Genomic DNA, 14,169 nt, shown 5'->3' with positions numbered 1-14,169 from the left:
AATATGAAAACACTCATCGACATCCAAAAAAATCACTTACTTGCTTGCATTCCACCGGCTATTCTGGAAACAATGCTGCCGAAACTGGATTACTTCGACATGACGCTGGGACGGGTACTCTACGAATCTGGGGGGACTCAGAATTATGTGTATTTTCCTATCACGTCTATCGTTTCCCTGTTGTATGTACTGGAAGATGGAGGATCAGCTGAAATTGCAGTGGTTGGCAATGAAGGCGTGGTTGGTGTATCTCTGTTTATGGGTGGAGAAACCACGCCCAGCCGTGCAGTGGTACAAAGCGCAGGCTATGGTTATCGCTTGCCAGCTAACTGCATCAAAGAAGTATTTAATAAAGCCGGCCCGGTGCAGCATCTGTTGTTAAGGTATACGCAAGCTTTGATCACGCAGATGGCGCAGACGGCAGTATGTAACCGTCACCACACACTGGATAAACAATTATGCCGCTGGTTATTGCTCAGTCTGGATCGCCTGTCCAGTGTGAATCTCAATATGACCCAGGAGCTGATCGCCAACATGCTGGGGGTCAGACGTGAAGGCGTCACTGAAGCAGCATTAAAATTACAGAATGCAGGTTTGATACGCTACAGCCGTGGCCACATCACCGTTATCGACCGTGTAGGATTAGAAAAGCGCACTTGTGAATGCTATCTGGTCGTTAAAAAAGAATATGAACGGCTGCTACCTCAACAGATGGCCACCTGAGTTCTGGCTGCTTAGCTCTGGTATGAAATGAATACAATGCGAGCGTAGTTCAGGCTGGGCTACGCATTCATCTTTACTCAAGGAAACCATTGACAGGGGCATGCTCCCCGATTATCATATCTACCAACTAGTCGGCATAATGAAATATATTAAACTAGTTTATAACTTCGAAATTCAAAGCCTGGCGACACAATTCAGCCTGAGCCGGATATAAAACCAAGTGAATAATGGGATATTTATGAGTAACTTAAAGGAAAAATACCAAACACGCATGGCGGTCATTCGCGCTCAGTCACAGTCTGGCGCTGCATTGACTTTGCTCGACATAGAAGCTGAACACACGATGGTTGCCAGTACGACGCCGGAGGCAATGGTATTACAGCTGGAGATAGGTGCAGAACGTTCTGCCCGTGAATTGCTACGTCACACGCCGCCCCAACGTAGTGAGTTCGAAATGGCGATAGAGCCGATCGAAGATGAAATCATACGCATACATCGTTTGATAGAAAAGAATTCGGTGCTGGTGACTGATAGTCTTGAGCTGAAAGCAATTGCACTGCTTGCCGGGGTTCCGGAAAGTGAGCAAATGCTGCTGCACATAGACGCGATGGAACGTGTATTCAGCCGGCTGGCTGCAGTAATACAAGGAAAACCGGCCAGTTCTGAGGGCATACCAGAAGACAATGCCTTTGCCATGCGTTTGCTGATACTGCGCGAATTCATGCACCATCTGCAATTTGACAGCATCCGCATATTTACAAATTCAGCTGTTGCGACATAAACGAAGTCGGGCTTCACTCAGATACCCGACCTCGTTTAGAGTCTGCATAGTCGCGTGTACAAACCCCTACAGATTTATTTAGCGATTAACTGCGCGATTAATTGACGGTCAGGGTTTGCAGGAAATGATCCGCAACGACGGCGGGGCCACTTGCTTTCTGCATGCCACGGCCGACCACCATCGCCCCTTCCAGTAATGACAGATAGGTCTCAGCGATGTGTTGTGGGCTCAGCTTTGAAGTCAATTGACCGGCACGCTGACCATCATCGGCAATCTGCGTCAGCCAATCCAGATTCGCATCGAAAAACCGTTGTACCTCATGATTCACGATCTCTGGCAACGAGCTCGATTCAGCACCCAGCATGCCACAAACGCACAAATGCTTATCTGTGCTGAAGGTTTTTTCAAACAAAGCAGCATAGGCTGACAGGCGTTCCCCAGCCTTCACGCTACGGCCTTCTATCTGCAGTAACAACTCTTTAAAGCGATGCGTATAACGCTGCGCTACGACAGCCGCGAGTTCGCTTTTGGTCGCAAAATGATGATGAATGCTGGGCTTCTTGATACCGACCAGCCGGGCTACGTCATCATAGGAAAATCCGTTATAGCCACGTGCCTGTATCAGCCCTTCGGCTGCATCCACCACACGTTCGGCAGTTGCCGAGATTTCTGAAAAGTGTTTCATATCAAATTTATGTATAGTCTGTCGCTGACAAGTGACCGATTTTAACCAAAATCAGACAGCCTGGTTCGCTGTAAGGAGTGTGTGAACTCATATGCGGACTTCGGATCCAGGTTCCGGCCGGATAATCTCCGAATTCATCCTGAAATACACCTTCGAGCACAAAGATCTCTTCACCACCAAAATGGCGGTGCGGTTTGAATTGGGTGCCAGGTGCCCAACGTACTAAAGCAGTATGCGTCGTTTCAAATTCAGACAAAGGCAAAACTGACAGGCCGGGGACGTTACCAGCTTGCCAGGCTGCGGTCGTGGTATCGATCACGGTACGTATCGAATCCCGTCTGTCCATATGGCGTAATTTGACCCAAATAGTACAACCGTGCACGGTAAATGGCGTATGTTTTGAGCCTGGCGGATTTTTCACATAGCTACCCGGCCCGTAGCTGCCGTATTCATCGTTAAAGTCGCCTTCCAGAACCAGAAATTCCTCTCCCAGTTCATGCTCATGGCTAAAAAACTGCATACCAGCGGCATATCTGACCAGGCTGGTAGCACGCGCGACCTCCTCGCCGTCACGCTCGATTAACTTGCGTTGCACTCCGGCTACCGGAGAATCTACCCAGGGCAAATCCTGCGTTTGTACAATTGCACGAAGAGATAAATCGGAATGTAGTTTCATCATAAGCCTCATTATACCAAGTAATCGGTAGTCACTCAATGTGTACCCCAACAAACAATGTCTGTCGTAAGGAAATGCAAGATCAGCCCACCCAATGGAAATAGTAATTTCACCCTGCGATAGAGCTGTGTCAGAGCCTTATGCCCTAGTCTTGCCTCACTTAAAAACCCGTTTTACTGACAAATTTCAGTCTTTCATTGACAACTGAGCAAAGCATTTTCTGCAGCCTCCAACGCACCTTCAAGAAAGCCCCCGTGGGTAGGCGCAAATTCAGCACCAGCCAGAAATAAGTTACGCCTCCACGCTTGGGGCAGATCGGGGCGTTGGTAAACAGGATGAGAGCGCAATGCGGCTGCATCTAAAGGGGTTGCTGTCCAGGCATCCGTGGTCCAATCTTTGAGATGACTGGCAATCGGTGTCAGTGCCGCCTCACCAAACAAACGCCCTAACTGTTTTAAGGCCATGTCACTTAACTGTTTCTCGCCCAGCCGTGATCGTTGCGCAGAAGAAAAACCAACGAAACCAAATAAAGCATAGGCCGTATCGGACGCATCATGGATTTCACTCAGTGGCCCAATTTCACTCATGGCATCGCCAGATAAGCCAGCGTCACGCCAGAACGGTTTTTCATAGCATGCTACAAATTTTGCGTGTGGCGCCATCCAGGTTGGTGTTCGCTTCCAGGATTGCAGTGTTTCAATTGGCCATGGTGGATCAGCATTCACCGTTTCCGCCAGCAGTCTGGGAGGAATGGTACTGATCACTTCAGATGCATGCAGATGAAGGCACACGCCATTCTGCTCCAGTGTCAAGTCTATGCCATCGCCCTCCTGCAGGCGCATACTGATCAGTTTTGTATTGAGTTTAATATCAACGCCATGCAAGCTATCACTCAGATAATGCAGCAAGGCCGTCATTCCACCACGCACCCTGTAAGAATCATTGGCATAACGCGGGTCTTTTTTCTGTTGAATTAGCCCCCTGTCGCGCAATTCAATCAAGTCGTCACCGGTCTGATATTGGGCAAAAGTCGCGATCCCCGCTTTTCTGAGCAAAGCACTGACACGTGGATTCCATTGTGGCCAGTACCAGGTAGGACCCAGATCACAAGATGCCCCTAGTTCGGGGATGTTTCCCGCGAGAATACGGCCGCCCAAACGTGCGCGAGCCTCGACCAGTATGACTTTACGTCCCGCTGCACAGAGCTGCGAGGCCGCATATAAACCACTCAGTCCGGCACCGATAACTACAACTGGCGCGCTCATGTTGCGCTCCTTAACTCGACATGGGCGTCCTGCGGACGGATGTCGATTTCTTGCGACCAGACACTGGCCTCCTGATGAAACAAATTGAAATACTGTGCGGCCAGCGCATCCGGATCTATCATATTGACAGGATCTGCGCCTGGAAAACGCAATGCCGTTTTTTCTGAGCGTATCAAGCCGTCGATCACGATATGAGCGGCATGTATGCCATGTTGACCGTGTTCGCGTGCCAATGCCTGTACGAAACCACGTAAGGCAAATTTAGCGGAACTGAAGGCAGAAAATCCGGCCCCGGCACGCAGACTTCCGGATGCACCGGAAAACAAGATACTGCCACCGCCTTGCTGCGCGAGGCGCGGTACAGCCTGTTGCGCCAGATTAAAAGCAGTCAGCACCATAGATCGCCAGACTGATTCCATTTGTAGCGCAGTGGTTTCCAGCATAGGGCTGCGCAGAAACTCCATCGCATTATGAATCACGCCAGCTAAAGGTGGAGCCGACTGATCCAGTCTGGCAAACAATGCTGCTGTTGCCTCTGCGTCTGTCAGGTCGCATTGCACAGTCGCAGATGGATGACGGGCCACGGTGATGACTTCATAGCCTGCCTGCTGAAAACGCTTTTCCAATGAAACACCCAATCCCGCGCTATACCCCGCAATCAGGATGCTGCGCGGCGCATCGCTCACTGTAAATTTGTTCTGTTCTGTGTCCATGATTTGCCTGTGTTTTCTGAGTTTAACTGATGACTGCCCGCGCCTGATTCGCTTCAATGGGAGGATGCCGGGCCGTCATGCATTGGCTGGCATCCCCTTCTCGCAGACTACGCGCTTACTGATGAACAGCAAAGTCCCTTGGTCCGTCAAATGTAATAAACCAGACGCACTCGTTACTCTCACATGCATCACCATGCACCTGCCCCGCCGGCTGGTACCAGTAACTGCCCGGCCCCATTTTCGGTGCAGACTTCTGGCTGCCTTTTTCATCCCAGTGTTTCATGACGCCTTTAATCACAACCAGTTGATAATTCGCGGTGTGGGTATGCAAAGTAAAAGCGCCACGTCCCATTTTCATCACGATCGAAGATGGCTGCGTTTCGGGAATACCCTTGACCGGCGATATCTGTGGATTGCCAGGTACTTTTTCAGAGAACTGCAATTGCTCAAATGGTTTGACCAGCATATCGCCGGACGCAGCGGGTGCGGCACTGGCCACCGTCATAACTAAGGCACCTATGAGTGCAGTGACTAATTTTTTTGCTGCTGAATTTGCTGCTGAAGTTGCTGTAGTACTAGTTAAGATCGACATCATTGACTCCCTAAAGAAGATATAAATTTACTGAGAATTTTGTTGAGTACCGTAGTTCACAAACACCACAAATTTGCGCTGCCAGATCAGGTATGCCGTGCCGGATAGCAGATTCAGGATCACCACACTTGCTATCGTGAGCAATCCATACGACAACACGCGCATCAGCTCGGTTTGTGTATGTTCCGCGATACGTAAAGCGAGGTTAGCCAAAGCCGCAATACCAAAGCTGAATGACCAGTAAGACGGTACAAAAGCTTGCTGCAAAATCCAAGGCAGCAGCCTCAATAGCAAGGCAAACTGATATAAGCCATAGCCCAGTAACATCAGCGCAAACATGTCTGCGTTTTCCGGGCGCAGGCTGGTATACGTCAGCCCTGCCACCACTGCCGGTGCCATCTGTATGCCCAGCAAAGGCCGTTGTTCACTCGCAATCGGTGCATGTAGCGCAGCCCGGCTGACTATCATGGACTCCAATGCCAGCCAGGAGAAAAAACCGGCGCCGAATAACAGACTGCCTAATTCCTGCCATCCGTATGCAGTTACCGCCAGCCCCGCAACGAAATTCTGCGCAACCGCAGGCAGATAGATGGCAGCGGTGATACTGTCTGGCACCCTGCCGCCCTTCCAGAATCGTCCATAAATCCAGAATCCCAACAGGGTTTGCCATCCCAAAGCAAACAACAGGATCAACAAACCAAACGTTCTGGACCACGGTTGCACAACGATGGCTGCCAGCAGACTGGAAATTGGCCCTAGTGCTGCTAAAGAAGATTGCAAAGGATGCAGCATTTCCTGTTTAGCTAAACCGGTGTGTAACAGCCATTTACCGACATATGCGAGCAACAGCACGGACCAGATAGCAAGCCCGACTGCACCCAGATAGGCAGAGAATTCCAAAGGAAAGCGAATTCCCCGCTCAGCGACACGCCAGGTCTGGCTGAATGCCAGTGTGCCGACCGCCATGCCAAAATAAGCGACCGGCAGAGTAGGAACCTGCTCACTTGTTTCAACACTGATGTTCAGCGAAGTCTGCTTGTGCTGTTCAGGCTGCTGGCTGGTATGCATGATGCGTCCTCTGTCAGGTCAATCTGCTTTGCAATATCTGCCCAGATCCCGGATCACGTTGGAAATCGCGATCCGGGATCAGCTTTGCTATCGGTCAGTTACGAACTTAAGCTTTCAGACGCTCAGCCAATGCCTGTGCCAGTGGTGCCGCAGAAGCTGGGCTCTGGCCTGTCATCAAAGGACCATCGACGACCACGTTAGGCTCCCAGTTCGCTTTGCTCAGATAGTTCGCACCACGGTTTTTCAGCTCATCTTCCAGCGAGAACAGTAAGTGCTTGTCGAGCTCGATTTCTGCGTCTTCGGCGTTTTTGAAACCAGTCAGACTCACACCTTTCACCAGGTACTCGCCATTGTCTTTCTTCACATCACGCAGGATGGCCGGAGCGTGGCAAACCATCGCGATAGGACGCTGTTCAGCATGGAATTCCTTGATCATCCTGATCAAATGCGAATCCGAAGCCAGGTCCCACAGCAGACCGTAACCACCTGGAACAAACAGCGCATCAAAGCCGTCGTAGTCGATATTGCGCAACTTGCGGGTATTACGGGCGGCATACAGCGCGACCGGATCTTTCAGGAAGCGTTCTGTGTATTCAGTCGTGAAAGGAACCTTATGGCTGAGCAGATCGATAGGCGCTTCGCCGCCTTCAGGAGATGCCAACACCACTTCATAGCCAGCTTCTGTCAGGATGTAATAAGGTGCTGCCAATTCTGTGAACCAGGTACCGGTATGCTTACCGCTGATGCCCATTTCGTCGAGTGAACTCATCACCAGGAGTACGCGTTTTTGTTTGTTGCCAGTTGCTTTCATGATCATTCCTTGTAAAGTAATTGAGATAATTAAAATCAGCTGTATGCGAGAGATAAGTTACGCAACAACCAATCCGACTAGTTGGTAGCCTCACTAATTAAAAAATTTTGAGCTTTTAAAATATATCGCCAGCCGCAAATCTGTCCTGACAAGAGCCTGTAAATTAGATTCTATAAGAGACCAAGGCAGGTCCAATACAGATCCATCAAACTCCAATACAGCATGTACGCAGATGACATGGTTTTCATTCATGCTCATCACTTCTTATTAGCCATTGTGCCGACTAGTTGGTAGGCATATTAATTGGCCCTGCTATGCTTGTCAAGCGCCTTGAAGAAAAATTTTTCAGCTACGAATAGCAGGATATCCAGACGGTATACGAGGTAAGCTACTTTCCTATTGCCGTGCTGTCAGCCAGCAGCACCTGAGCCAGCGCTTAGTGTGCGCAGCAAAGAGCTAAGCCAGCACTAAACATACTGCCTTCCCATCGTCAAAAAAACTGCGGCGCTAAAATCGCCAACTGTGGTGCACCATCACGCACAAGGACTGGCAACGTGCTGAAGTTCAGCTTGTTCAGCTTGGTTAGCATCAATCTCAGGTGAGCAGGATTGCTTACCCTGTATTGGCACTCTTTAAATGCATACACAGATACGCCCTCCTTTAGCTGCAAGGAAAAAGCTGTGCTTAGCATCCGGAAAAGTTCTTTTAAATATTTTTATTTTGGCTGTAAGTATCTGCAATCGGGGACGACTAAAGAAGCAGTAAGTGACGGCATGGTGCTGTTGCTACTGAACATATTTGGAGACTCACATGTCCGTTAAGACCTCGTCCGCTTTCTTGCTCGCTGCAACTGCATTTGCTTTAGCTGGCGTCGCCGGTGCTGCAGATGCCCCTAAAGGTTCATCTGGTAAAGCAGTTGGTGCTGATGACAAAGTACATTGCTACAACATCCATGACTGCAAAGGAAACAGCGATTGCAAGACCGCTGAACATGCATGCAAGGGCCAAAATGCATGTAAAGGTCATGGTTTTAAAGCGGTCAGCGCTAAAGCCTGCTTCGACAAAAAAGGCGTGATCGGCGACCTCTGATCGCGGTATTTTCAGGGCATTTCAAGCGCTTTCAGCGTTTCCCGGATCTGGCTGCCATGCCAGATCCATTTCCACTATTTCTTCCTCTGCTATGAACCGCAACAGCAATTTGCCCCGGTTACCAGGAATCGGCCCGCAACGCAGCTCACCTGGTTTTGGACTGGGTTTACGCACTGTGCACTATCAGGATTTCCTGTCCAGCTTGCAGCCGGTCGACTGGCTGGAGGTCATCACCGATAATTTTCTGGTGGCGGGCGGGAAGCCACTGATGATGCTGGAGCGCTTCCGCCAGGATTATCCTATCGCCTTGCATGGGGTCGCGATGTCTATCGGCGCGGCACATGGGCTGAATACGGATTACCTCAAGAAAGTACGCGCCCTGGCTGAACGCATAGAGCCACTCTGGGTATCTGACCATCTGTGCTGGACCGGCACCGCCACGCATGCCTTACACGATCTGTATCCCCTGCCCTATACCGAGGAAGCGGCTCAGCTTTTAATCAGCCATATTCATCAGGCCCAGGATGTGTTGCAAAGACGCTTGGTGCTGGAAAACGTTTCCAGCTACCTGCGCTTCCCGGCTTCAGGTCGCACAGAATGGGAATTTCTCAACTATGTCGCCAATGAAGCCGATTGCGAATTGCTGGTCGATGTCAACAATATCTACGTCAGCAGCGTCAATCACGGCTTTGATGCATTGGCTTATCTTCAGGCTCTGCCCGCGGAACGGGTGCGCCAGATCCATCTGGCCGGACACTCCTTGAGCGGCGACTTCATCATCGATACCCATGACCACCCTATCCGTGATGAAGTGTTTGCACTGTACGCACAAGCGTGCACGCTGTTTGGGCCTACCGCAACCATGATAGAAAGAGATGATCACATCCCGCCGCTGCCTGAGCTGCTGGCTGAATTGCAGCGGGTGCGCGATATTGCGGCCAGCGGCAGTACATCGCAGCCGCTACCTGACGCAAATAGTCCCAAGCTAGCCGCCGGAATACAGTTCAGCAACACATCTGTCCAGCATGCGCATGCTGTGCAGACGGCACTCGCCATCACGCAAAGCCTGCTGAGCGAGCTGATCCTGGCTCCGGCCTGCATCCCGACTGAACAGGATCTGCCCCGACTGTTAGACGCTGGTGCCCCCTTGCCCGGCCATCGCGGGCTGGAGATCTATCACAACGCGTATCGTGCGCGTTTGAGCGAGGTGCTGGCCGACCATTTCCCCAACACCCTGCTGTATGTAGGCAGCGAGCACTTTGACGAGCTGGCACGTGCATATGCAGAACAACATCCGCCACGGGGGGAACATTTAGGCAGTTATGGCGAGCATTTTGCGGCGCATCTGGCCTTGTGCTATCCAGAACATCCCGTGCTGTACGAATTAGGCGAGCTAGAGTGGGCTTTACGCTGCGTGTTTGATGCAGCAGATCATCCTGCCTGGAACAGTGCCGCCATCCTCGCTGGCGGTGCAGACAGCTGCCTTCAGCAATGGCCGATACTGCATCCCACCTTGCGCTTTTTGAACCAGTACTCGAATGCCTTGCACATCTGGCGCGCCATTGTGGATGATCAGGAAGTGCCTGAGGCCAGCTATAGTGAACAGCCGCTGAGTCTGGCAGTATGGCGTAAAGGCTGGCAGCCACACTTTTGCAGCCTGGAGCCACAAGAAGCACATTTCCTGAAGGCGCTGCAGCAACCCGGTCTGAGCATAGCGCACTACGCTGAACAAGCCGGCAGCGCTAGCGATCCGGCACAGCTGGGCTTATGGTTGCAGCAATGCTGGGAGCAAGAATTTTTCCGGCGCTAAGTCTGGTTCAAAAAAGCCCCGCTTGCGGCGGGGCTAATCCATCATTAACACGCTTCCGGCCAAACTAAGCCTGCGCCTGTTTGCCAACTCTGCCGCACGAGGTTTGTACGCCACCTGTTCAGGTCGACAGCCTCAGTTGCGCACCGACTTTTCGTAGAGACGGCTTTTCCTGGCTGGCGTGAACACGTACTGCGGAACGGCCAGACACCACAGGGGCCGCAGCCAGAGTCTGTGCGCCATCGATGATAAATGTGCTCACAAGCTTGGCCAGAGCCCTCGCCTGTTCCTGCATCGCACCTGCCGCAGCAGCTGCCTCTTCCACCAGGGCGGCGTTCTTTTGCGTCACATTATCCATTTCAGACACAGCGATATTAATCTGTGAAATTCCCGTCGTTTGCTCTTGTGTTGCGGCTGCGATTTCAGCCACCACATCCGTCATCCGCTTGACGCTGACTACGACCTCATTCATGGTGTTGCCTGCGCGCTCCACCAGGCGGCTGCCAGCATCGACTTTTTCAACTGAATCGCTAATCAAGGCCTTGATTTCCTTGGCGGCACTGGCACTGCGTTGTGCCAGGTTCCGCACTTCTGACGCAACCACAGCAAAGCCGCGGCCCTGCTCACCAGCGCGCGCTGCTTCGACTGCCGCATTCAATGCCAGGATATTGGTTTGAAAGGCGATGCCGTCAATCACACTGATGATGTCCACAATTTTGCGTGAGGATTCATTAATCGACGTCATGGTATCGACCACTTCAGACACCACCTCACCACCACGGCCAGCCACATCCGATGCCGTTTTTGCCAGGCTACTGGCTTGTCGTGCGTTATCCGAATTCTGCTGCACAGTGGACGTCAGCTCTTCCAACGACGAGGCAGTTTCTTCCAGCGAGCCAGCTTGTTGTTCTGTGCGCGAAGACAAGTCCATATTCCCGCTGGCGATTTCCGAAGAAGCCCCCGCTATGGATTCAGTCCCGGCACGCACCTGACTGACTATCGTTTGCAGGGAAGCCGTCATTTCCTTCAAAGCCTGCAACAAGTCGCCGACTTCGTCATGAGATTTGACCTCAATCTGGCTAGTCAGATTCCCCACAGCGACGGTTTGAGCAATTTTGACTGCAGCAGCTATCGGCTGAGTGATTGAGCGGGAGATTAACCATCCAAACAGGACACCTGCCAGCACCGCAAGCGTGGTGATCACCAGCATGACCAGCCGCGCAGCCTGATAATTTTCTACTGCCGCCTCTTCATCTTTCTGATTGTCTTGTCGCTGTAATTCGCCGAACTCCTCCATCGCTTCCTGCCAGTGATTATTGGCTGGCACCACGTCTTTCAACAGAAATTGCACTGCGGCGTCTTTATCCGTTTTCGCCAATTCGATGAATTTTTCATTCAGTGCGCGTGCAGCAAGCTGGAATTCTTTGATCTTGGCTAAATGTCCCTTATCCTCCTCGTCTAAAGGCATTTTTTCCAGGGCTTCAAGGGCCTCATTGTAAGTCTTGCGTACGTCGAGAATTTTTTGTCGCTGGGCGTTGGCGGCATTCTCATCCGATAACAACGCGATGGTCCGTATCACGCGCGATACCACATGCACAGAGCCTTCCATTTTTTCCAGATAGGCCGATTTTTTGACATTCACCTCGACAATGTGGCGCAAAGCGGCATCGCTTTTTGCCATGCTGTAGATGCCCAAGCCAGCGACACAAACCAGCAGCAACAGGATGAATCCGAACCCTAGCCCCAGACGTGCGCCAATTTTTATGTTTGCGATATTCATTTCAATTCCCCTCAGGAGACAGAACAAGCGTCATGCCAGAAACAAAAAAACGACGCAGACATGGGTAACGTGCAGCATGCCTGACACTTTTTAAATCATGTTAAACATCAAAAATTCTTAGTTACACAGCGTTACAGAGTAGGAAATTCATTGGCACAAATCAAGCTGAGTACAGTATTCCGAGGTAAAGAATGGCCAGGTACAGCGCGGTCTGCCTTATTGATTTCCTTAAAGAAACAATATCAGCAGATATCACAGATAAAAAGTTGATTTGTGTTAATTAGTTGGTATTTCAACAGAGTTGACAATTGTTCTGATGAGGTGTCGCAGATTCCGCATCTGGGATGCGGATTATAGGATGCGGGATGTAGCATAGCAGCAGTACCGGACCGCACTTATCGCTGCTATGCATGGCTGAGGCTGAGGCCAGAGCTGAGCCAGCCGAACTGGCAGAGTCCCTTATGTGGCGCGGCCTGGCGCCCTATTCCGGCCTGACAGCCGCACCACGCTTAGGTCTGGTAGATTTGCCCTGGCCTGCCTCGGTAGCCTGCTCTGTTTTAGCTTGCGCCAGCACGGCGGGTTTTGGTAAATCGGCCGCATCTTCGGCCTTGTCGTCTTAGAGCCTGGCGATGTCTAAGCTGTCATTACGTACTGCAATCCAGGCACGGCTGAATGCACGTCAGTGCCCAGCTTCGCCCTCGTCGGTCCGGTTGTTATTGCCGTGCGGGTCGCTGCCATAAGCTTGTTCAAACGCCTCAAATGGCGCAGCTCTTCGCTCTAACTGAGTTTGAGCAGAGTTGCGCGGTAGTGATTCAGCAAATTAATCCCCGACAGGCCGGAGATCGTTTGCCAGCGCGCATAGTCGGGCAGTTTATGGGTTTGTGGCATACCGCTTTCGGTGCTCTCATGTTCCATGTTGATGAACAGCAGCATTATGGGGCTTTATTGCGCTTCCTGATTCAAAATGTCGATGTAGGCGCGATAGGCATATACGCGATTGCGTTTATGGCCTGTGAGTTCTTGCACTATGCCCAGCTCCAGTTGCAGCGCATCGAGTGCCTTGCCTATGGTGGCAGGTGTGAGGCCGGTGGCCGTGACCAGCGCGCCTATGTTGGCGACCGGATGCGCAAACAAGGCATCCAGTATTTGTGTGGCGGAGCCAGCTAAGCGCCCCAATGCTGCTAAGCGCAACTTATCTTGCGCTAACAGTTGATTCAGGGCTTGCGCCGTGGCGACCGCCTGATTTGCGGTGGCGGCAATCGCATCGACAAAAAATAAGAGCCAGGCTTCCCAATCGCCTTCGGTGCGGACTTGCTGCAGCAAGCGGTAATAGCTGTCGCGATGGCGTTTAAAAAAGACCGACAGGTAGAGCAAAGGCTCTTTTAAAATGCCCGCCTCCACCAAAATTAAAGGAATCAGCAAACGACCAATGCGGCCATTACCATCAATGAAAGGATGGATGGTTTCAAACTGCACGTGGACTAAGGCGGCTTTTATTACGGGTGCGGTTTGCTCAGGCACATCGTTAATGAATTGCTCCAAGGCCGCCCAACAATCTGCGATTTGATTGGCTGGTGGCGGCACAAAACTGGCTTCGTCGGCGCGATGACCACCTATCCATACCTGATTACGACGGAATTCACCGGGACCGCGCTGCGTGCCGCGACCCGACGTCATCAAGGCCTGGTGCACTTCTGTGAGTAAACGAAAACTGATGGGATGGCCTTCGCGTATGCGTTGCACGCCCAGCGTCAGTGCATGGACGTAGCATGAGACTTCCTGCACATCATCCATAGGAACGCCGGGGACGCCTTCCATTTCATACAGCATCAAATCACTCAGCGATGATTGTGTGCCTTCGATTTGGGAAGACATGACGGCTTCTTTGCGCACATAGCTGTACAAAAACAATCTTGCATCCGGCAACAAGGTGCTGATCGCATCCAACCGGCCCAGCGCAATCAGGGCTTCGTTGAGCCGGCTTTGCAGCTTGCCGCTGAGGTCGAGCGCAGGCTGTGGCGGCAGCGGCGCAGGCACAAAGGCCTGACAGGCAATGCCACCTGCGATGGTTGGGATATAGGAACCGGTCAGGCCACGTTGCATGATGATGGAGTAGCGTGCGTAACTTAAAGCAAATTAAGTTAAAGCAAATTAAGTTAAATTAAAGACAGTCGCTATT

15 protein-coding genes are annotated in these 14,169 nt (G+C 51.5%); 5 read left to right on the top strand and 10 right to left on the bottom strand.

The features are described from left to right. The first annotated feature begins 3 nt into the window (after nt 1-3). Both EYB48_RS01485 and EYB48_RS01480 read left to right on the top strand, forming a co-directional pair. A complete protein-coding gene (locus EYB48_RS01485; RefSeq protein ID WP_162018501.1) occupies nt 4-723 on the top strand; it encodes a Crp/Fnr family transcriptional regulator in 720 nt (239 codons plus the stop codon). Between the two features lie 238 nt (nt 724-961). Then, nucleotides 962-1,504: a hypothetical protein gene (locus EYB48_RS01480; RefSeq protein WP_162018500.1), complete on the top strand. Its 543-nt coding sequence runs from the start codon at nt 962-964 to the stop codon at nt 1,502-1,504. A 97-nt stretch (nt 1,505-1,601) separates the two neighbouring features. On the opposite strand, the gene EYB48_RS01475 is transcribed toward EYB48_RS01480, so the two are convergent. From EYB48_RS01475 to EYB48_RS01445, 7 genes are all read right to left on the bottom strand, one after another. Continuing rightward, nucleotides 1,602-2,189 carry a TetR/AcrR family transcriptional regulator gene (locus tag EYB48_RS01475; RefSeq protein WP_162018499.1) on the bottom strand — a complete coding sequence of 196 codons (588 nt, stop codon included), beginning with the start codon at nt 2,187-2,189 and terminating at the stop codon, nt 1,602-1,604. 7 nt (nt 2,190-2,196) lie between these two features. Then, nucleotides 2,197-2,868 carry a cupin domain-containing protein gene (locus tag EYB48_RS01470; RefSeq protein ID WP_456243314.1) on the bottom strand — a complete coding sequence of 224 codons (672 nt, stop codon included), beginning with the start codon at nt 2,866-2,868 and terminating at the stop codon, nt 2,197-2,199. Between the two features lie 191 nt (nt 2,869-3,059). Beyond that, on the bottom strand, nt 3,060-4,130 hold the full coding sequence (locus EYB48_RS01465; RefSeq protein ID WP_162018498.1) for a flavin monoamine oxidase family protein: 1,071 nt from the start codon (nt 4,128-4,130) through the stop codon (nt 3,060-3,062). Further along, nucleotides 4,127-4,843 carry an SDR family NAD(P)-dependent oxidoreductase gene (locus EYB48_RS01460; protein ID WP_162018497.1) on the bottom strand — a complete coding sequence of 239 codons (717 nt, stop codon included), beginning with the start codon at nt 4,841-4,843 and terminating at the stop codon, nt 4,127-4,129. Before EYB48_RS01460 ends, EYB48_RS01465 begins: the two co-directional genes overlap by 4 nt. A gap of 115 nt (nt 4,844-4,958) precedes the next feature. Beyond that, complete coding sequence (locus EYB48_RS01455) at nt 4,959-5,348, bottom strand: DUF4437 domain-containing protein (RefSeq protein WP_162018496.1); 390 nt, start codon at nt 5,346-5,348, stop codon at nt 4,959-4,961. 114 nt (nt 5,349-5,462) lie between these two features. Continuing rightward, complete coding sequence (locus EYB48_RS01450) at nt 5,463-6,503, bottom strand: SLAC1 family transporter (RefSeq protein WP_162018495.1); 1,041 nt, start codon at nt 6,501-6,503, stop codon at nt 5,463-5,465. Nucleotides 6,504-6,609: 106 nt separating this feature from the next. Then, complete coding sequence (locus EYB48_RS01445) at nt 6,610-7,314, bottom strand: type 1 glutamine amidotransferase domain-containing protein (RefSeq protein WP_162018494.1); 705 nt, start codon at nt 7,312-7,314, stop codon at nt 6,610-6,612. Nucleotides 7,315-8,124: 810 nt separating this feature from the next. Here EYB48_RS01445 and bufA2 point away from each other — a divergent pair. Then, nucleotides 8,125-8,403: a BufA2 family periplasmic bufferin-type metallophore gene (gene bufA2, locus EYB48_RS01440; protein WP_162018493.1), complete on the top strand. Its 279-nt coding sequence runs from the start codon at nt 8,125-8,127 to the stop codon at nt 8,401-8,403. 109 nt (nt 8,404-8,512) lie between these two features. After that, nucleotides 8,513-10,213 (top strand): MNIO family bufferin maturase, encoded by a 1,701-nt coding sequence (bufB, locus tag EYB48_RS01435; protein ID WP_235934836.1) that lies wholly within the window; start codon nt 8,513-8,515, stop codon nt 10,211-10,213. A gap of 118 nt (nt 10,214-10,331) precedes the next feature. On the opposite strand, the gene EYB48_RS19405 is transcribed toward bufB, so the two are convergent. After that, the gene (locus EYB48_RS19405; RefSeq protein ID WP_162018491.1) at nt 10,332-11,990 is read right to left on the bottom strand and encodes a methyl-accepting chemotaxis protein; all 1,659 of its coding nucleotides are present in this window, start codon (nt 11,988-11,990) and stop codon (nt 10,332-10,334) included. A 410-nt stretch (nt 11,991-12,400) separates the two neighbouring features. Between EYB48_RS19405 and EYB48_RS01425 the strand changes: the two genes are divergently transcribed. Next, nucleotides 12,401-12,610, top strand: a complete 210-nt coding sequence (locus EYB48_RS01425; protein WP_162018490.1) for a hypothetical protein — start codon at nt 12,401-12,403, stop codon at nt 12,608-12,610. A gap of 157 nt (nt 12,611-12,767) precedes the next feature. On the opposite strand, the gene EYB48_RS01420 is transcribed toward EYB48_RS01425, so the two are convergent. Both EYB48_RS01420 and EYB48_RS01415 read right to left on the bottom strand, forming a co-directional pair. After that, entirely contained in the window at nt 12,768-12,905 is a 138-nt protein-coding gene (locus EYB48_RS01420; RefSeq protein WP_162018489.1) for a hypothetical protein, read from the bottom strand. A 27-nt stretch (nt 12,906-12,932) separates the two neighbouring features. Continuing rightward, nucleotides 12,933-14,093, bottom strand: a complete 1,161-nt coding sequence (locus tag EYB48_RS01415; RefSeq protein ID WP_162018488.1) for a Fic family protein — start codon at nt 14,091-14,093, stop codon at nt 12,933-12,935. Nucleotides 14,094-14,169: the final 76 nt, after the last annotated feature.

Source organism: Cognatundibacterium crateris (assembly GCF_010078235.1).
Lineage (GTDB): Bacteria > Pseudomonadota > Gammaproteobacteria > Burkholderiales > Burkholderiaceae_D > Undibacterium > Undibacterium crateris.
This window is presented reverse-complemented; position numbering and strand designations above follow the sequence as displayed.